This window comes from Kribbella sp. CWNU-51, from assembly GCF_054073265.1.
Genome location: NZ_JBSXMZ010000007.1, coordinates 854,441 through 872,520 on the forward strand (window position 1 = coordinate 854,441; position 18,080 = coordinate 872,520).

Consider the following 18,080-nt stretch of genomic DNA (forward strand, 5'->3'; position numbering starts at 1 on the left):
TCACTGTGCTGGTCTTGGTCATAGGGCCTCCCGGAGCCCGGCCGGGACGGCCAGGTGGCTCTGGAGTACGACGCCCAGCGGCAAGGCGGCCACGAACGCGGAATCCTGCGAGCCGTACGCCGGCCGGAGCAGGATGCGCGCGGTGGCGCCCAGATTGTCGATGGCAGCGACCATGTCAGGAATCTGCTCGGCCGTCATCACCGTTCCGGTCACGACCATGCCGAAGTTGACCAGACCGGCCCCACGCGCCTCCTCCTGCGCGGTCCGGTCGGCGGCCCGCGCCTCGGCCATCGTCCGCGCGGTCGGCCGGTTCGAGGTGGTCGCCCGGAAGGACGCGTTGCGCTTGTCCGCCTCCACCATCCGGGCCGAGGTGGCCGCGTCCAGCGGTCGGTAGAGCAGGGTGACCCGCTTGCGGTCGATGTCGGCGTGCGGCGCGACCAGCTGGGACAGCACCGACGAGAACACCTCACCACGCGGCGCCTGGGTCATCTGCCAGGTCACCGACCACGCGGAGTCGTGCCGGTACTTGTCCCAGAACCCTTGGGCGGCGGCCGGGCCGACGTCGGTCCACTGCAGCTCCGGCGCCATCCCCTGGCTGCGTGCTTCGTCGATCAGTACGGCGGAGGCCGGGTCGTACGCGATCCGGATCGTCTCGCACAGCTCCTGCGCGGTGACCGGCCGGGCCGCACCCGCACCGGTGGCGTTCAGGCTCTGGGTGAGTGCGGGCAACCGCGACGCGAGCTCGCGGCCCATGTCCTCTTCCTTGCGGCGCTTGCCGTTGCGGTCCGTGCCCTTGAAGGTGAGCGCGACCCGGGCCGAGACCAGCGCGGAGCCCTCCGGGTAGGTCTGCACCACCTCGGTGAGCATGGCCCGCGCGATGGCCGGCGTACCGTCCATCATGTTGTTGCCGACCTCACGGCGCAGCCGGATGCCGGTGTCGGGCGCGCTCTCCACCGTCACCGACGCGGCGACGATGCCCGGCTCGTGGCCGAGCGAGGCCAGCCACTGACCCCAGTGCGCGACCCAGACATCCACCTGCTCCTCGTCGACCAGCGACGCACCATCGGGCTCGGCGTTGATGATCACGGTGAAGTGCCGGGTGCTCGGGTAGAACAGCAGCGCGAACGGCCGCCCGTACGAATCCTTGTACTCGCTCAGCTGGGACGCCGCGGCCAGGCCAGGGATCTGGAACTTGCCCCACGCGGTCCGCCCGAGCGGACCGGAACGGTAGACGTTGTGCTTCGCCATCTTTGCTCGTTGCCATCCAATGCGAGTCGAGATCCGTTGCAACGCGGACTGCCCGTGCTTGTCCTTGGTCATCAGCAGCAGCAGAGCGACCGCGACGAGCAGCAGCGTGATGACTGCGGCGAGCAGACCGCCCGCCATCATCGTGACGATCGTCAGGAGCAGACCGCCCATCATGATGGCGGTGCCCAAGGTGCCCAGGCCGGCGATACCCGCCGACGCCGGCTGGCGCCAGTTGCCGTAGGTGCGCGGGGCGCTTCGTACGTTGTCAGCCGCTGCCACGTGGTCCGTCCGGAGGTCGAGGTGGAGGTTGCTGGTGCTGCTGCGGTGGCTGTCGGGTCGCCTGCTGTTGCCGGCCCGGGTCGCGGGTGGGGCCACCGCTGCCGCTCGGGCCGCCGCCGCCTCCACCGCCTCCGCCTCCGCCTCCGGAGCCTTCGTCCATGGCGTCGTTGCCCATGGTTTCGCCGGCGGCCATCTGGCCGGCCGCCTTGGTGGCGTCCACACCCATCTTCACGGCCACCACCGCGGCCGCGGCCGGACCGGCAGCTGCCGCCGCCCCACCACCAGCGGCTGCGGCTCCACCACCGGCCGCGGCACCTCCACCACCGCCGGCGGCGCCTGCCGCCGCGCCGCCACCACCACCGCCTGCTGCCGCAGCGCCGCCTTCACCGCCTGCCGCGGCACCACCACCACCGCCGCCACCACCGCTCGGGGGTTGCGACTGCTGGGTGGCGCGACCGACATTCTGGGCACCGGTCGGGCCGTCGCCGCCACCACTGCCACCGCCTTGATCGCCGGCTTTGTTGGCCGCGTCGGCCAGCTTGTCCACGGCTGGTCCGCCGAGCTTGGCCGCGAGCATGCCGGCCCCGGCGCCGCTCGCGGTGGCGGCGACCATCGGCACGATGAACCGCATCAGCGCGGGCAGCGCGAACAGTGCGAGCACCAGCATGGTCACGCCGGTGATCATGTTCATGATCTGACCGCCGATGTGGTCGCCGTCGAATTTCAGGCCCTGCCCGTTGTTCGAGGTGAGTCTGATCGCGGTCGCGTAGACGATCGCGGCCACCGGTTTGTAGAGGATGAAGGCGAGCAGCCAGGAGATGATCCGCTTGAACCAGCTCCGGCCCATCTCGGTGTTCGTCGCGGCCGCCGCGATCGGCAGCACGCCGAGCAACAGGATCAGCATCGCGGAACGGACCACCATCAGCACGATCTGGATCACGCCCGCGACGATGGTCAGGATGCCGATGGTGATCATCAGGCCGATGGCGATCGGCCCCCCGGCCGCGGAGAAGCCGAGCAGCGTCGTCATCGTTTCCCCGAAGCTCTTGCTGCCGCCGGTGTTGCCCATGCCGCAGTGCCAGCCCTCGCCGTTGTCCCACAGCGCGGTGGTGACCAGGCAGTCGGAGAACTTGTCGCCGAACTCGATCAGCGCCTGCGCGACCGCGACCGCCAGCGTCGAAGCGATGGCCAGCGTGATCAGTGACCGGAGGATGTCTCGCGCCGACTCGCCCCGCTGGCTCCAGGCCATCTGGATGGCGCCGACCAGCACCCCGATCACGGCGACGAAGATCGCGATGTACTGGGTGTGCTCCCAGATGAAGCCGACCGAGTCGTTGGCCGGCTGACCGGTCGTGGTGCTGCCGACGGCCGGTGTCTTGACGTAGATCCAGAAGGTTCCGATCGTGCCCATCACCAGCGTGATCGCGGCAGCGATGGCCTCGAGAATCGGCTGGAAGATCAGGTCGATCACCTTGCCCACAGCAGTCGGAAGAACACTTTGGATGGCGTGGAGGAGCTTGTCGTACCAGCTGTCGAGCGGAATCATCTAGGACGTCCTCGGCGAGACGAAGCGCAGGATGGCGGGCAGCGCGACAACCGCGATGATCATCATGGTGACGCCCATGACGACCTTGAGCGTCTGCGGCGTCCCCTCCGGCGCCTTGGCCCCTTCGGGCACCGCCGGTGTGGTCATCAGCGTGATCGCCGTGGCGTAGATCAACGCCGCCACCGGTTTGTAGATGATGAATCCGGCCAGCCAGCCGATCGCCCGCTTGAACCACATCATGCCCATCTCGGTGTTCGTCGCCGCGGCGGTCAGCGGGAGTACGCCGACCAGCAGCACGAGCATCCCGTACCGGACGATCATCAGCCCCAGCTGGATGATCGCGGTGATCACCATCAGGATGCCGACGAAGATGATCAGGGCGAACTGCAGCTGATCCCCCGGGTCCTTGAGCGGATCGGCCATCTTGGCGGCGAGCTGTTCCGCGAAGGATTTGTCGTCCGCGTTGAGCGCTGTGCTGATGATCCACGAGGAGAACTCGTCCGAGGCCTGGATCAGCAACGCGGCGAAGCTGGTGCCGGCAGCCGACACCACGACCATGGTGAGCAGCGACTTCAGGATCTCGCGCAGCGGCTCACCACGGTGCGAGACCGCCATCTGGATGGCGGCGACGACCACGGCGATGAAGGCGGCCGCACCCAGGATGTAGTTCGTGTGGACCTGGATGAAGCTGACGGTGCCGTTGTTGGAGACGTCCGGCGTCTTGATGTAGATCCAGAGGAAACCGACAGCCTTCAGCACGGCGTTGACGGCGTCCACGACGACTTTCTCGATGGCGTCGAAGATCGGCTTGAAGAAGGGGCCCATGGCGGCACTGAGCGCCTTGCCGAGGTAGTGCTCGACACAGTCGTCCCAGTCCCCGGGCCACCAGGAACAGCTGAGGGCGATCACGACGCACCACTGAACCTGACGTAGCCGTCGAGCCCTTGAAGCACGTCAGGGGCGACCTCGCCGTTGAAGCTGCCGTCGGGCATGAGCGCCGCTTTCCAGTCGCCGCCCGACCAGACCATCGTGATCGGCAGCGACGCGACACTCGAGTTGTCCAGCTCGGCCGCGACCTGGATGATCGCGCGGTTGCGCTGGTAGTCGATCACTTTGAAACCGGCGAACTGAACCTGCCCGGTGGCCTGCGGGGTCGGGTTCCGGACTTCGGCGAGCGCACGTGTCCGGCCCGGTCCGGGCACGACACGCGTCTCCAGCACAGACTCAGCCAGGTCCTGGTTGCGGATCTGGCCGAGCAGCACCAGCGTCGCGAGCACCGCTCCGGTCGGCGAGTGCGCGAAACAGGAACGCACGCCGTTGTCGGCTGTCGTCGCCGGGCCACCGGCCTTCTGGAGGGGGATGAGCATGTCGGCCTCGAACTGCCAGGTGACAGCCGGCGGCGCGGCGCGCGGAATCTGCTGGTCCGGATGCCGGTTGTTACACCCGCCGGTCGACGAGTTGATCGGCGGCGGCGTACCCGGCGTGGTGGTGCCGGTCGGTTCCTCCGTGGGTGTGGCGGGCGGCACGGACGGCTCCTCGGTGGGCTGTTCGGTGGGTACGACGGAGGTCGGCGCCGGTGACTGCTGCGAGGTAGGCGTACCCGAGCCGCGGGCGAAGACCCACACCAGCAGACAGACGAACACCGCACCGACGACGATCGCCGAGGCAACGAATCCGCGCTCCTGCCAGAAGCGCGTGCCCTCACCCCCGGCGTCGCCGTCTCCGAGGCCGGAGTCGGGATCCCGGCTGAACAGTCCCATGGCCGATCAGCCTCCGACGAACCGGCCGATGCTGCTGATCGTCACTGCAGCAGGCCGACCAGGGCCGACGCCGAGCCGATCACGATGCAGGCCGCCAGGACCCAGCCCAGCCGGGCCGCGTGCTCGCCACCCTCGCCGCGCCGCTGGCCGACGGCCATCATGGCGCCGGCGATCACGATGCCGAGGATGCAGATGGTGAAAGCGATCCAGGTGACCCACTTGATCACCAGGTTGAGCTTCTCCGCACCCGGCGGCTTCGAGCCCACGCCAGGGTCATCGACGAGCGGAAGCTGGCTGACAGCGTCCGAGATCACGTGTACCAACATCATCGCGATAGGTGCCTTTCAGTACGGGGCGGGGTAGTCCGCTGGGTTTGACGCGCGAAGAGCGTAGATGGATTCAAGGACTTCGAAAACCTCGTCCGGGGTGTTGTCAGGCGTGGGAGCCTCCCCTCTGCGCCACTCCTCGATCCACGGGATGTCCCACACCCGCGGTACGCCGCCGCCGACGATGTCGGCGAAGTCGTCGAGCACGCGGGGCAGCCGGCCCGGGGCGTCCGCGATCAGCACCAGGCCGAGCACGGCGACTCCCTGGACCACTCCCGAGGCCCACTCGATCGCGGCGCGTTGAGCGGCCCGCAGGCCGGATCCGTGGGTCCGGGCGACCAGGATGACCGGGGTCGGCACCGGTGGCGGCGGGATCGGCCAGCGATGGCCGGCCGCCCGGGTGCCCGGGAGGAGGAGCGACATCGTGGTCTCGCCGGCGCCGCCGTGCACACCGACCCACCACAACGTGTCCGCGACCGGGATCGCGAACTTGGGCAGCCGTTGATCCTCCGCGGGCGCCGGAACACCGTGCTGCGGCGCGGACGGCCCCCGTGGAGTGAGGTCCGGCGAGGGGGTGGGTGACGGCTGTTGCGGACCCGGGCCCGGCTGTTGCTGCTGCTGCCGAGTCCATGGGTTCTGCGTCATGGCCCCTCCTCTCGCGGTGCGTCACAGGCTGTCGCCCACAGTATTCTCTCGCTTTCCGGGTGTGCTTTCGTGACCCATCCACAGGCGAGGATGTTTCTACCCCCTTGTCGGGGTCAGTCGAGCCACCGGGCTCGCGTGGTTTCTGCCTGCCCGGAATCCCTGGCATGCCTCGTGCGGGGGCCATGCTAGAACGAGGGCGTCGACGTCGGATGAGCGAGGGAGTTCTGTGGCGGGAATGAGAGGTCATCGTGGCTGAGAAGATCCCGTCCTGGCCCAAGGTCACGATTCGGCTGTACGACGACCACAACGCCGAGGTGAAGATCGCCGGCCGCAGTCATCCGGTCAACCATCACGACCCGCGGCAGGCCGCGATCGCGCTGGTCAGCGAGCGGGCCGGGCAGCTCGGCCGCCCGGTGAAGGCGACCGCGGTCGAGTCCGACGGCGCCTCCTGGCCGCTGATCATCCACCCGGACGGCCGGGTCGACGCGGTCGAGCCGGACGGCGGCGGCAGGGGCCGCGGCGGCAACAAGCCGATCTGGCCGATCATCGTGGCGGCCGTGGTCGCCTGTGCGCTGATCGCCGGTACGGCGGTCTACCTGCTGGTGTTCAGCAAGGGCGACGGCGTGGCCACGCCGACCGCGTCGCCGAAGCTGCCGGCACTGCCCACGCCGAGCGTCGGGCCGGATCAGTTCGTCGCCCGGCCGGTCCCGCTGGGCTGGTCGGCCAACGCGAGCTGGACAGTCGACATCGCGCCCGACTCGACGCCCGCGGTGTCCCCGGACGGCACCGAGGTCGCCGTACTGACGCCGGACTCGAAGCTCGCCGTGTTCGACGGCAACGGCAAGGTGCTCTGGCAGGACAAGGTGCCGTCACAGGTCGGGAGCCCGATCTACACCACCATCGACTCCAAGCGGGTCGTCGCGGTGGCGACGGAGAACACGCTGTACTACTGGGCCGGCGACGGCGCCCTGCCGAACGAGGTCGAGCTGCCGGACTCGGCGGACCTGCAGTTCTTCGGGGGCTCGCCGCTGGTGCAGATGGGCGAAACGGCCGGAGCCAGCGTCATCTCCGGCGGCAAGCTGAAGGCGGTGCCGAACCAGCCGCGTTCGTCCACCATCCTGCTGGCCGAGGGCAGCCGCGCGTTGATGTCGCGGTACCAGGGGCCGCTGTACTGGAGCGAGCCGGACAAGCCCCTGCAGGAGGTCAAGCTCAAGCCGCCGTCCGGTGCCAAGGGCATCGATCACGTGGTGTCCGCCAGCCCGGGCCGCGCCCTGGTGCTGTGGAAGACGGCGACCGCGGACACCGTGATCCCCGCCGTGCACTCGACCGCGAACGGCTCCGCCGTCGCGACGTGCCAGCCCACCAGCGCGGACAACGTGGGCGACTGGCAATGGGTCCCGGACACGGCCGGCAACGTCGCGGCCTGGGGTGAGTGCCTCATCGACTTCACCGCCCGGAAGTCGTTCCACTACGCCGACTTCAAGCCGGTGTCGATCACCGCCACGACGATCTACGGGACCGTTCGCAACGATCTGGTCGCTGTCACGCCAGGTCATACCTCGCACACGCTGACCAACGACACCGCGCGCCCCTGGGGGCTCGCCGGGGGCCACGCCATCGTCGTACAGAACTCCGTCCTCTTCGCTCTGGACAAGCAATGAGGCCGCTCGGGCGGGTTGTGTCCGGGGTGCTGGCGGTGACGGTGCTGCTGGTGCCGTCGGCGCAGGCGCGGGCGGACAACGATCCGGAGCCGGTGACGTGGCCCAAGATCGACCAACCGGATACCGGCGACCAATCGGACCCGGCTCCGGTCAGCTGGCCGAAAGTCCTACCGGCAGAGTGAAACACCAAGGCCCGTGTCCCCCTTGCGGGAGGCACGGGCCTTGAGGCGTTGCTGAGGTCAGACGGCCGCGACCTCGAGGCGGACCGTGGCGGCCACCTCGGGGTGGAGCTGGACGGAGACCTGGTGCTTACCGGTGGTCTTGATCGGCGACTCGATCGCGATCGCGCGCCTCTCGACCAGCGGGCCGCCGGCGGACTTGATCGCCGCGGCGATGTCGGCCGGGGTGACCGAGCCGAACAGGCGACCGGTGTCACCGGCCTTGACATCCAGTGTGACGGTGAGCTGCTCGAGCTGGTTCTTGACCTCGCTCGCGTGCTCCTTGCCCTGGATCGCCCGGGCGTCGCGCGCCCGCTTGATCGACTGGATCTGCTTCTCGGCGCCGCGGGTCCAGCCGATGGCCAGGCCACGCGGAACCAGGTAGTTGCGGCCGTAGCCGTCCTTCACCTCGACGATGTCGCCGGGAGCTCCGAGGTTCTCGACCTCCTGCGCCAGGATGAGCTTCATGGTCCGCGCCTCCCTCAGCGAGCCGTGCTCGTGTACGGCAGCAGGGCCACCTCACGAGCGTTCTTGATTGCGGTGGCCACGTCGCGCTGGTGCTGCACGCAGTTCCCGGTCACCCGGCGGGCGCGGATCTTGCCGCGGTCCGAGATGAACTTGCGCAGCAGCGCGGTGTCCTTGTAGTCGACGTACGTTGCCTTGTCCTTGCAGAAGCCGCAAACCTTCTTCTTCGGCTTCCGAATGATCTTGGCCATTGTGGTGCTCTCTTCCTTCCAGAGCCCGGCACATGCCGGAATGGTCTGTCTTACCTGGTCACGACCCGGACCGGATCAGAACGGGGGCTCCTCCAACGAGCCGCCGCCCTGGCTTGCCCAGGGGTCGTTCTGCGGAGCGGCCTGGCCGCCACCGCCTTGTCCCTGCGGGGTCGCCCAGGGGTCGTTCTGCGGAGCGGCACCCTGGCCGCCGCCGAAGCCACCACCCTGGTTGCCGCCACCGCCACCGCCACCACCGAAGCCACCGCCGCCACCTTCGCCGCCGGGGCCCGAGCGCATCGCCCGGGTCACCTTCGCGGTGGCGCTGCGCAGGCTCGGACCGACCTCGTCCACGTCGATCTCGAAGACCGTGCGCTTGTTGCCCTCACGGTCGTCGTACGAACGGGACTTGAGCCGGCCCTGCACGATCACGCGCATGCCACGCTGCAGCGACTCGGCCACGTTCTCCGCGGCCTGGCGCCAGACGGAACAACTCAGGAACAGCGACTCGCCGTCCTTCCATTCACCTGTCTGCCGGTCGTACGTCCGCGGCGTCGACGCGATCCGGAAGTTCGCGACGGCGGCGCCGGACGGGGTGAACCGGAGCTCAGGATCGTCGACAAGGTTGCCGACCAGTGTGACGACGGTTTCGCCTGCCATTGCCGTTCCTCCTGCTATCGGGTGTGACTGTGTCTACAGCTATCAGTAGTAGCGGCTGGCGCCGACAGTACCGATGGCTGCTGACGACCCCAGGGTCAGTGCTGGTCCGGCCGGATGACCTTGGTGCGGAGGATCGACTCGTTCAGCGTGAGCTGACGGTCGAGCTCCTTCACCACCGCCGGCTCGGCGGTCAGGTCGATGACGGCATAGATGCCTTCGGCCTTCTTCTTCACGTCATAGGCAAGCTTGCGACGACCCCAGATGTCGAGCTTCTCGACCGTGCCACCTTCCTTGCGGACGATGTTCAGGTACTGGTCGATGGAAGGCTCCACGGTGCGCTCATCGAGCTCAGGGTCGAGGATCACCATGACTTCATAACGACGCATGCGCGAACTCCACCTCCTTCGGACTTGGCGGCCACGGTCTCTCCGTGGCAGGAGGGCGATGCGGGGTGCTCCGCGCCGACACTTGCCGTCGACGCCAAGCAACGAGCCCGGTCGATGGACCGGGCCACATCCAAGAGAATACCAGCGTCCGGACCCCGTCTTGACCATATCCACAGGCCTGTTTCGGTGACTCTCTGTCACCGACAGGCGGTTGCGGGGGTGGTCCAGCGGGCCACCAGCACGAGCAACGGTACGGCGACAACCGCCGAGATGACCGCGAGCAACGGGAACCCGCCGAGCGTGAAGAGCCACGGTGAGGCGGCTGTCGCCAGCGCGGCAACGGTCCAGGTCGACGACTCGACCCTGCTCTCGAGGTCGGTGCCGGCCAGTTGCGCGCTGCCACCGAGGTAGCAGAGGTTCCACGCGTAGCCGAGCAGGAACAGTGCCGGAGTGAAGGCCAGACCGGCCTGGCTGATCAGCAGGGCCGACACCAGCAGAAGGGCGAGTCCGGCGAGCATCACCGGCCGAGGTCCGGAGCGGTCGATCAACCAGCCGGTCAGTGGAGACAGGGCGAACATCCCGAGGGTGTGAGCCGACAGCATCACTCCGAGCACGCCGAGACCGTCGCCGTGCAGATGAGCATGCACAGGCACAGCAGTCATCAGCGCGACCATCACCAGATGCCCGACGATCATCACGCCGGCGGCCAGCACAACCGACGTACGACGAGACGGCGCGGAGGACTCGTGGTGGTCGAGTTCCGGCTCGGCTGCGGGCTGACCGGCCCGGATGTAGGTCGACGCGACGAGTGCGGCGAAGACGGCGGCCACGGCGAGCAGAAAGGGTCCGGCGACCGCAGGTAGGCCTAGATACGTGGCAAACGACTGGGATGGCGCCATCAGGAACGGACCGCCGGCAGCACCCGCCGTACTGGCCCAGATGACTGTGCTCATGGCCCACGCGCGTCGGGACGGCGGTACGACGTCTGCGGCGGCGTACCGGGACAGCAGGCTCGCAGCGTTGCCGACGCCGAGCAGGAACATGCCCATGAACAGCAGCGCCACCGGCGCGCCCACTGCGGCGAGCACTGTCAGCGCTCCACCGGAGACACCCACGCCGTACCCGGTGCGGAGTGCGTGGGCACGTCCAAGGCGAGCAGTCCACCAGCCGACCACCATGGCGCCGACTGCGGTGCCGAGAACCCCTGCAGTGTTGGGCAGACCGGCCAGGGCCGGGCTGAGATCGTCGGCGATCAGGATGGTGCTCACCGCGCTGGCGGCGACCATGGCGGCGTTCATCAAGGCGGCGGCGAGAACGACGGGGATCAGCATGCCAACCACGCTAGAAAGGCCTCCGCCCGTGCTGAATGCCCGAAACAAGGCATCCGGCCTTGCGGAGGACCGATGTCGAAGGTGTTCTGGGGACATGACCTTTCAGGAGCGAGACCTGGACCCCACCGACTGGCAGATCCTCGCCGAACTGCAGGCCGACGGGCGGCTGTCGTTCAACCAGCTGGGCAAGCGGGTCAACCTCTCGCCGCCTGCGGTCGCGGACCGCGTACGACGGCTCGAGGAGGCCGGTGTGATCACCGGCTACCGGGCGCAGGTGGATCCGGCCCGGGCCGGTCAGCCGCTGTCCGCGTTCGTCCAGATGCGTTGCACGACCGGGCGCTGCCTGCTCAAGACCACGCGGGCTGAGGACTTCCCGGAGGTCCTCGAGATCCACAAGCTCAGCGGCAACTCCTGCTCGATGCTCCGGGTCCGCGTCACCTCCATGCGCCACCTCGAGGGCCTCTTCGAACGCCTCGGTGAACACGGTGAGATGAATACCCACGTCGTCCTGTCCACAGAGTTCGAGGGGCGCCCGGTCCAACCGCCTGCGCAGGAGACACGGCCGGTGACCCGCTCGGCGGGATGGGGTTCCTGAACTGTCCGTGGACAGTTCTAGGGTGGGTTCATGAGTTTCAAGCTGGGTGCCCACGTCGATCAGCAGGACCCGCTGGCCGAGGCGGCCGATCGCGGTGCCGACCTGGTGCAGTTCTTCCTCGGGAACCCGCAGGACTACAAGGCGCCGAAGCTCGCGTACGCCGACGGCGAGGAGGCACTGCGCGAGCGGGCGGCCGCGGCGGGCGTCGATCTGTACGTGCACGCGCCGTACCGGCTGAACGTGGCGAACACGAACAACCGGATCCGGATCCCGAGCCGCAAGCTGCTGCAACAGACACTCGACAAGGCCGCCCAGATCGCCGTGAAGGGCGTGATCGTGCACGGCGGGCACGTCGGCGACAAGGACGACCCCGAGGCCGGCTTCGACAACTGGCGCAAGTGCATCGAGCGCGCCGAACTGCCGGTCCCGCTGCTGATCGAGAACACGGCCGGCGGCGAGAACGCGATGGCCCGGCAGCTGGACCGGATCGCCCGGCTGTGGGACGCGGTGCAGGCCTCCGGCAACGACCGCCTGGAGAACGTCGGCTTCTGCCTCGACACCTGCCACTTCCACGCGGCCGGTGAGGAGCTGACCACGATCGTCGAGAAGGTGCTGGCGATCACCGGGCGGATCGACCTGGTGCACGCCAACGGGTCACGCGACGAGTTCGGCTCCGGCGCCGACCGGCACAGCAACTTCGAGGAGGGCCACATCGACCCGGCCGACATCGTCGCGGTGGTGCAGGCCGCCGGCGCCCCGGTCGTCGTCGAGACCCCGAACGCCGATCACGGCCAGAAGGCCGACATCGACTACCTCAGGGCGCACTTGAAGTAGGTGCGTTGAGGTGGTGCAGCCAGTAGGCCAGCCCCCACGGGAGCAGCAGGGCCAAGGCAGTCGTGCTGTGGATCGGGATGCCGGCGACGATCGCGAGCACGAGTAGGACGGTCGTGACCTGGAAGAGGTCGAAGCGCTGGAGCACGCGGGCGCGCAGCGTGAGCCGGTCGAGAGCGCACGCGCTGTAGACGGCGATCAACGCCAGCAGGCACACGGCCTCGACGACCACGCCGACCCAGGCCAGTCCGTCGTACCCGTCGGCATCGCTGAGGATGCCGGACAGTTGGAAGACGCCGACGAGCAGGGTGAGTACGGCGCAGGCCCAGAGCAGCCGCGTCGTCGTTTGGCGGGCCCGCTCAGGATCAGGCACGGGGTCCGGTTCCGAGGGCGCCATGGGGGCGACGGTAGCGCAGGAGAGAATGACGCGCATGCAGACCTGGGCCGAACGGTTCCCCGAGCTCTTCGCGCCGGACCACTGGGCCTGGGGTGAGGTCGACGTCCGGTACTCGACCGAGGAGCCGGCCGACGAGCTGATCAGCAACGTGCACGTCATCGGCCGGGCCGACGGCGGGATCGTTGTCTGCAGCAACGATCTGGGCTGGCGCTTCCTGCCCGGTGGGACTCGCGAGCCGAACGAAACCATCGAGCACCTCGTGCACCGCGAGCTCATCGAGGAGGCCGGCGCCCGGCTGACCGGACCGCTGACCTGGCTCGGCGCTCACCGGGCCGAGCACCGCCGGCCCACGCCGTACCGCCCGCATCTGCCGCACCCGATCTCCTACTGGGCGACAGTCGTCGCGGACGTCGTGGTCGACGGACAGCCGACCAACCCCGACGACGGCGAGCAGGTGACCGAGGTTCTCGTCCTGCCACCGGACCAGGCGGCCGACTACCTCGACGCCAAGGCCGACGGCGGGACGATGGGCAGTCAGGTCAGGCTGGCTCAGGCAATGGGACTGGCTTAGTCGACTGCCACGGCAGCACGACAGCACTCAGCAGGCAGGACGCACCCGCGAACCACAGCGCGCCCCGCACACCGATCAGCGCCGCCAGCACACCACCCAGCGCCATGAAGGCAGGCTGCACACACCGCGAGCTGATCGACCATGAGCCGACCACCCGGGCCATGAAACCGTCCTCGGTCACCTCCATCCGGTACGTCGCGAACGACGGGTTGAAGGCACCGGCGGCCACCAGCAGGCCGGTCTCGGCCGCAGTGAGCAGCACAAGCCCACTGAAACCGTGCGGCGCCAACGGGAACAGCAGCAGCCAGGGAGCCCGCAGGACGCCGAACACGATGAGCATCCGATGCAGTCCGTACCGACGGGTGAGGCCAGGCGCCAGGTGGGCTCCCAGCACACCGCCCAGACACGACACCGCGAGGAAGACCCCATAGCTCCACGGAGCCAGGCCGAGGTCGCGCAGCATGAAGACCGTCAGCAGAGGCACCGTCATCATCACCGGTCCGCCGAACAGTTGCGAGTTCCAGAACAGTGCCCGCAGTCCGCGATGACGCAGGATGTATCGCCACCCGGCGGTGAAGTCTGCCTTCCCGTCCCGCCGTACCGGCACCGGTTCGGGCTGCTGGATCCGCCGGACGCCGAGGGCCGACAGCAGGAACGACACCGCGTCGACGGCCAGAGTGGCAGTCGCGCCGACCAGGCTGACCAGCGCACCACCGATCGCCGGGCCCACGCTCAGCGTGATCCAGTTGGTCTGCTCGAACCGGCTGTTCGCCTCGAGCCGCCCTTCGGCCGGGACCAGCGCCTTCAAGTGCGCGCCACTCGCCGCCTGGAACGCGATCATCGCAGCGGCCTGGACGGCGCCCACCACGCAGAGCTGGAGGTAGGTCAGGGCGTCGAACACCGCCGCGACCGGGACCGAGCCCAGTACGACGAACCGGGCCAGGTCCGCGGTGATCATCACGGGCCGTTTGCGCCGCTGCTCGATGAAGTCACCCAGCGGCAGGCCGAGCACGGCACCGACCGCGGACAACGCGGAAAGCATGGACACCTGGAAGGTGCTGACGTCCAGCGCGAGTACGGCGATCAGCGGCAGGGCACCGAGACCGACCGCCGATCCGAAAGCGCTGACAGTGAACGCAACCCACAACCGGTGGAAGTCTCGACCCAAAGACATCCCGCGATCGTAGGAGGCGGCACCGACAGAATCAGCGCAGGTTCAGACCGCCGTCCAGCAAAACGACTTCACCCGTCAGATACGTGTTGTGGACAAGTGCCGAGATCAGGTCCGCGACATCCGCGGGCTGTGCCGCGCGACGCATCGGGCTCGAGGTTTTCCACAGCTCTTGCGCCTCGGTCCACGATGCGGTGAGGGGCGTGTCGACCAGGCCGGGCGCCACTGCGTTGACTCGGACGGACGGTCCGAGAGCGGCGGCCAGCAGCTTGGTCACGTGATTCAGTGCGGCTTTCGAGGCGGCGTACGCGACCGAACTGCCCTTCGGCCGGACGCCGGCATGGCTGGTGACGTTGACGATGCATCCGCCCGATTCGGTGAGCGCGGGGAGGGCCGCCGTACACAACAGCCATGGCGCGATCAGGTTGACGTCGAGCAGTCGCCGCCAGTCGTCCGCGGTCAATCCGTCCAGCTTCGCATGCGGCACCGGCCAGCTGATCCCCGCGTTGTTCACGAGTACGTCGAGCTGCCCATGCTCGGCCAGCACACTCGGGACCAAGGCACTCGCCGCCGCGTCGTCGGAGAGATCGGCCTGGTGATACGCCCCCCGAGCTCCGCGGCCAACGCCTCGCCGGCATCCCGAGTGGAACGCGAATGCACCGCTACGGTCATCCCGTCCGCGGCCAACCGCCGCGCCGTCGCCGCACCGATCCCAGAAGCCGACCCCGTCACCAACGCCACTCTCCGCACCGCTCCACCCTAGAAGCCCGGTGGACACCGCTCAGGCGCGGTAGCGGAGGCCGTCCAGCAGGAGGTTCAGCAGCCGGTCGGCCTGGTCGCGTTTGGAGCCGGCCGCGAGGGCGACGCCGCTCAGGCGCGGTAGCGGAGGCCGTCCAGCAGGAGGTTGAGCAGCCGGTCGGCCTGGTCGCGTTTGGAGCCGGCCGCGAGGGCGACGCCGCTCAGGCTGACCAGGACGTCGTCGGCCGAGACGTCGGGACGAATCTCGCCGGCGGCCACGCCCGCGTCCAGCAGGCGTTTGATCGCACCGACCAGGAGCTCGAAGCTCTGGGCGTACGGGTTCGCGCCCGACGCGATCACCGCGCGGAGCGCGTCGGCCATACCGAGCTTGCGGGTCATGTAGTCGACGAAGCGATCCATCCAGGCCCGCAGCGCCTCGGCCGGCGGCATCTTGTCGAGCAACTCGGGGGCCGCGGCGCAGACCACGGCAAGCTCGTTCCGGTACGCCGCCTCGATCAGCAGCTCCCGGGTCGGGAAGTGCCGGTACAGCGTGCCGATGCCGACGCCGGCGTCCTTGGCGATCCCCTCCAGCGTCGCCTCCAGACCGCAGTTCGAGAACGCGGCGGACGCGGCGACCAGGATCTGGTCGCGGTTGCGCTGGGCGTCCGCGCGCAGCGGGCGCTCGGTGGTGCCCGTCATCTCCCCCTCCTCAAACGCGTCTTCAGACCCTAGCGGACTTGATAAGCGGAGGTTCCTCCAGTTAACTGGGAATTACCGGAGGCTCCTCCGCTTACAGCGTAGCTCGCAGAACAGGACAGCCCTGATGAGCAGGATCACCACCCCCTTCAGCAATGACTCCACCGCCGCCGAGGTGGTCGCAGGCGTCGACCTGACCGGCCGCCGGGCCGTCGTCACCGGCGGCGCGTCCGGAATCGGCGTCGAGACCGCCCGCGCGCTCGCGTCGGCCGGCGCCGAGGTCACCCTCGCCGTCCGCAACACCGCGTTGGGTGAGCGCACAGCGGCCGGCATCATCGAGAGCACCGGCAACAACCACGTTTTCGTCGCGCCGATCGAGCTCGCGGACCGCGCCTCGGTCCGGGCGTTCGCCGCGAGCTGGACCGGCCCGCTGCACATCCTCGTGAACAACGCCGGCGTGATGGCCGAGCCGCTCAACCGCACGCCCGAAGGGTGGGAGCACCAGTTCGCCACCAACCACCTCGGCCACTTCGGCCTGGCGCTCGGCCTGTACGACGCACTCGCCGCCGCCGGGGATGCTCGAATCGTCTCGGTCAGCTCCAGCGCGCACCTGCGCTCGGACATCCACTTCGACGACATCCATTTCGACCACCGGCCGTACGAGGCATGGGCGGCGTACGGGCAGTCGAAGACGGCCAACGTGCTGTTCGCCGTCGAGGCGGCCAAGCGCTGGGCGAGTGACGGCATCATCGCCAACGCCCTGATGCCCGGCGGGATCCGGACCGCCCTGCAACGGCACGTTCCGGACGACGTGCAGAAGGCGTGGGACCGCTTCCAGTGGAAGACCGTCGAGCAGGGCGCGTCGACCTCGGTTCTGCTGGCCGCGTCGCCGCTCGTCCACGGCGTCACCGGCCGGTACTTCGAGGACAACAACGAGGCGCCGGCTGCGACGGAGGCCGATCCGATGCACGGCGTCGCGCCGTACGCGCTCGATCCGGAGTCGGCCACTCAGTTGTGGGATCTCTCGGAGAAGCTCCTGGCCGGCTGACGGCCGACCTTGAGCACCGATCAACCGTTCTCCGCCCCGGAAAGTGGTTGGTGGGTTCTCAAGGTGGGTTTGATCAGGCACCGGCTCGGCTACGGATAAAGGCTCCGGGCCGGTAACCTGACCGACCGTGAGTGACTTGAGCATCCGGACCATCTCGACCGACGAGCACGCTGCGTACATCGCGGCGCAGCCGGCGGCGAGCTTCCTGCAGACCCCTGGCTGGGCCGCGGTGAAGAATGAATGGAAGGCGGAGTCGCTCGGCTGGTACGACGCTTCCAACCCGGGCGAACTGCTCGGCGTGGGACTGGTGCTGTACCGGCAGATGCCGAAGGTGAAGCGCTATCTCGCGTATCTGCCCGAGGGCCCGGTGATCGACTGGGACGCCGTCGACCTCGGTCGGTACCTGCGCCCGCTGGCCGCGCATCTGCAGCAGCGCGGGGCGTTCGGCGTACGCATGGGCCCGCCGGTGCCGACGCGGCGGTGGGGCGCGAAGACGATCAAGGACGCGATCGCCGGCGGCCAGCAGCCGAAGCTCGGCGACGTCCGGCCGGATGTGATCGAGCCGTCCGGTGAGATCGTGACCGCGCAGTTGCGCAAGCTCGGCTGGAAGGCGCCGCGGGTCGGTGAAGGGTTCGCCGCCGGGCAACCGCAGTACGTGTTCCAGGTCCCGCTGGCCGGCCGCAGCCAGGACGACCTGCTGAAGGGCATGAACCAGCTGTGGCGGCGCAACATCAAGAAGGCGGACAAGGCCGGCGTCGAGGTGACGCAGGGCGGCGTCGAGGACCTCAAGGCCTTTCACCAGCTGTACGTCGAGACCGCGGAGCGGGACCACTTCACGCCGCGGCCGCTGCCGTACTTCGAGAAGATGCACACGGCGATGGCGAACCAGCCGGCCGACTGTTGTGACTTCCGGATCTACAACGCCTACCACGAAGGCGACCTGGTCGCGTCGACCATCTGGGTCCGGGTCGGCGGTCACTCCTGGTACTCCTACGGGGCCAGCTCGACCGCCAAGCGTGACGTCCGTGGATCGAACGCGATCCAGTGGCGGATGATGACGGACGCGCTCGCGGCGGGTGCGTCCGTGTACGACCTACGGGGCATCACCGACACCTTGGACCCGAACGACCCGCATGTCGGGTTGATCCAGTTCAAGGTCGGCACCGGCGGCGAGGCCGTCGAGTACGTCGGTGAGTGGGATCTGCCGTTGAACAAGGCGCTCTACACCGCATTCGACCTCTACATGAGACGGCGTTGACA

21 protein-coding genes and 1 pseudogene are annotated in these 18,080 nt (G+C 68.7%); 7 read left to right on the top strand and 15 right to left on the bottom strand.

Features of this window, described 5'->3' with window-relative positions:
- Positions 1–18: 18 nt before the first annotated feature.
- The 6 genes from ACXC9Q_RS12630 to ACXC9Q_RS12655 are packed head-to-tail and all read right to left on the bottom strand — an operon-like array spanning position 19 to position 5,804.
- Complete coding sequence (locus ACXC9Q_RS12630) at positions 19–1,527, bottom strand: SCO6880 family protein (RefSeq protein WP_457056660.1); 1,509 nt, start codon at positions 1,525–1,527, stop codon at positions 19–21.
- Positions 1,514–3,073 (bottom strand): type IV secretion system protein, encoded by a 1,560-nt coding sequence (locus tag ACXC9Q_RS12635; protein WP_457056661.1) that lies wholly within the window; start codon positions 3,071–3,073, stop codon positions 1,514–1,516. The genes ACXC9Q_RS12630 and ACXC9Q_RS12635 overlap by 14 nt, the downstream gene beginning before the upstream one ends.
- Positions 3,074–3,982 carry a type IV secretion system protein gene (locus ACXC9Q_RS12640; RefSeq protein ID WP_457056662.1) on the bottom strand — a complete coding sequence of 303 codons (909 nt, stop codon included), beginning with the start codon at positions 3,980–3,982 and terminating at the stop codon, positions 3,074–3,076.
- Complete coding sequence (locus tag ACXC9Q_RS12645; protein ID WP_457056663.1) at positions 3,979–4,833, bottom strand: hypothetical protein; 855 nt, start codon at positions 4,831–4,833, stop codon at positions 3,979–3,981. Before ACXC9Q_RS12645 ends, ACXC9Q_RS12640 begins: the two co-directional genes overlap by 4 nt.
- 41 nt (positions 4,834–4,874) lie before the next feature.
- Positions 4,875–5,147, bottom strand: coding sequence for a TrbC/VirB2 family protein (locus ACXC9Q_RS12650; protein WP_329483034.1), 273 nt, complete (start codon positions 5,145–5,147; stop codon positions 4,875–4,877).
- Positions 5,148–5,177: 30 nt separating this feature from the next.
- Complete coding sequence (locus ACXC9Q_RS12655; RefSeq protein ID WP_457056664.1) at positions 5,178–5,804, bottom strand: DUF6668 family protein; 627 nt, start codon at positions 5,802–5,804, stop codon at positions 5,178–5,180.
- A gap of 248 nt (positions 5,805–6,052) precedes the next feature.
- Between ACXC9Q_RS12655 and ACXC9Q_RS12660 the strand changes: the two genes are divergently transcribed.
- Together ACXC9Q_RS12660 and ACXC9Q_RS12665 are read left to right on the top strand one after the other, a co-directional pair.
- Positions 6,053–7,465, top strand: coding sequence for a hypothetical protein (locus ACXC9Q_RS12660; protein WP_457056665.1), 1,413 nt, complete (start codon positions 6,053–6,055; stop codon positions 7,463–7,465).
- A 35-nt stretch (positions 7,466–7,500) separates the two neighbouring features.
- Positions 7,501–7,647: a hypothetical protein gene (locus ACXC9Q_RS12665; RefSeq protein ID WP_457056666.1), complete on the top strand. Its 147-nt coding sequence runs from the start codon at positions 7,501–7,503 to the stop codon at positions 7,645–7,647.
- 57 nt (positions 7,648–7,704) lie between these two features.
- On the opposite strand, the gene rplI is transcribed toward ACXC9Q_RS12665, so the two are convergent.
- The 5 genes from rplI to ACXC9Q_RS12690 form a co-directional block, all read right to left on the bottom strand.
- A complete protein-coding gene (gene rplI, locus ACXC9Q_RS12670; protein WP_328524773.1) occupies positions 7,705–8,151 on the bottom strand; it encodes a 50S ribosomal protein L9 in 447 nt (148 codons plus the stop codon).
- A 14-nt stretch (positions 8,152–8,165) separates the two neighbouring features.
- Entirely contained in the window at positions 8,166–8,399 is a 234-nt protein-coding gene (gene rpsR / locus ACXC9Q_RS12675) for a 30S ribosomal protein S18 (RefSeq protein ID WP_012924539.1), read from the bottom strand.
- A 75-nt stretch (positions 8,400–8,474) separates the two neighbouring features.
- Positions 8,475–9,056 (bottom strand): single-stranded DNA-binding protein, encoded by a 582-nt coding sequence (locus ACXC9Q_RS12680; protein WP_457056667.1) that lies wholly within the window; start codon positions 9,054–9,056, stop codon positions 8,475–8,477.
- Between the two features lie 95 nt (positions 9,057–9,151).
- The gene (rpsF, locus tag ACXC9Q_RS12685) at positions 9,152–9,442 is read right to left on the bottom strand and encodes a 30S ribosomal protein S6 (protein ID WP_132211461.1); all 291 of its coding nucleotides are present in this window, start codon (positions 9,440–9,442) and stop codon (positions 9,152–9,154) included.
- 197 nt (positions 9,443–9,639) lie between these two features.
- Positions 9,640–10,773 carry an MFS transporter gene (locus ACXC9Q_RS12690; RefSeq protein ID WP_457056668.1) on the bottom strand — a complete coding sequence of 378 codons (1,134 nt, stop codon included), beginning with the start codon at positions 10,771–10,773 and terminating at the stop codon, positions 9,640–9,642.
- A gap of 94 nt (positions 10,774–10,867) precedes the next feature.
- Between ACXC9Q_RS12690 and ACXC9Q_RS12695 the strand changes: the two genes are divergently transcribed.
- Positions 10,868–11,368 carry an Lrp/AsnC family transcriptional regulator gene (locus ACXC9Q_RS12695; RefSeq protein WP_457056669.1) on the top strand — a complete coding sequence of 167 codons (501 nt, stop codon included), beginning with the start codon at positions 10,868–10,870 and terminating at the stop codon, positions 11,366–11,368.
- A 30-nt stretch (positions 11,369–11,398) separates the two neighbouring features.
- On the top strand, positions 11,399–12,202 hold the full coding sequence (locus tag ACXC9Q_RS12700; protein ID WP_457056670.1) for a deoxyribonuclease IV: 804 nt from the start codon (positions 11,399–11,401) through the stop codon (positions 12,200–12,202).
- Here ACXC9Q_RS12700 and ACXC9Q_RS12705 read toward each other — a convergent pair.
- Positions 12,183–12,596 carry a hypothetical protein gene (locus ACXC9Q_RS12705; RefSeq protein ID WP_457056671.1) on the bottom strand — a complete coding sequence of 138 codons (414 nt, stop codon included), beginning with the start codon at positions 12,594–12,596 and terminating at the stop codon, positions 12,183–12,185. The two genes, ACXC9Q_RS12700 and ACXC9Q_RS12705, sit on opposite strands and share 20 nt — an antisense overlap.
- A gap of 25 nt (positions 12,597–12,621) precedes the next feature.
- Here ACXC9Q_RS12705 and ACXC9Q_RS12710 point away from each other — a divergent pair, with 25 nt between their 5' ends.
- Positions 12,622–13,167 carry an NUDIX domain-containing protein gene (locus ACXC9Q_RS12710; protein WP_457056672.1) on the top strand — a complete coding sequence of 182 codons (546 nt, stop codon included), beginning with the start codon at positions 12,622–12,624 and terminating at the stop codon, positions 13,165–13,167.
- Here ACXC9Q_RS12710 and ACXC9Q_RS12715 read toward each other — a convergent pair.
- The 3 genes and pseudogenes from ACXC9Q_RS12715 to ACXC9Q_RS12725 form a co-directional block, all read right to left on the bottom strand.
- On the bottom strand, positions 13,136–14,341 hold the full coding sequence (locus tag ACXC9Q_RS12715) for an MFS transporter (RefSeq protein ID WP_457056673.1): 1,206 nt from the start codon (positions 14,339–14,341) through the stop codon (positions 13,136–13,138). The genes ACXC9Q_RS12710 and ACXC9Q_RS12715 overlap by 32 nt on opposite strands.
- A gap of 31 nt (positions 14,342–14,372) precedes the next feature.
- Positions 14,373–15,088: pseudogene (locus ACXC9Q_RS12720) on the bottom strand (SDR family NAD(P)-dependent oxidoreductase).
- 120 nt (positions 15,089–15,208) lie between these two features.
- Complete coding sequence (locus ACXC9Q_RS12725) at positions 15,209–15,775, bottom strand: TetR/AcrR family transcriptional regulator (RefSeq protein WP_457056674.1); 567 nt, start codon at positions 15,773–15,775, stop codon at positions 15,209–15,211.
- 124 nt (positions 15,776–15,899) lie between these two features.
- On the opposite strand from ACXC9Q_RS12725, the gene ACXC9Q_RS12730 reads away from it, so the two are divergent.
- Positions 15,900–16,820, top strand: a complete 921-nt coding sequence (locus ACXC9Q_RS12730) for an SDR family NAD(P)-dependent oxidoreductase (RefSeq protein ID WP_457056675.1) — start codon at positions 15,900–15,902, stop codon at positions 16,818–16,820.
- A gap of 127 nt (positions 16,821–16,947) precedes the next feature.
- The gene (locus tag ACXC9Q_RS12735) at positions 16,948–18,078 is read left to right on the top strand and encodes a lipid II:glycine glycyltransferase FemX (RefSeq protein WP_457056676.1); all 1,131 of its coding nucleotides are present in this window, start codon (positions 16,948–16,950) and stop codon (positions 18,076–18,078) included.
- Positions 18,079–18,080 lie beyond the last annotated feature (2 nt).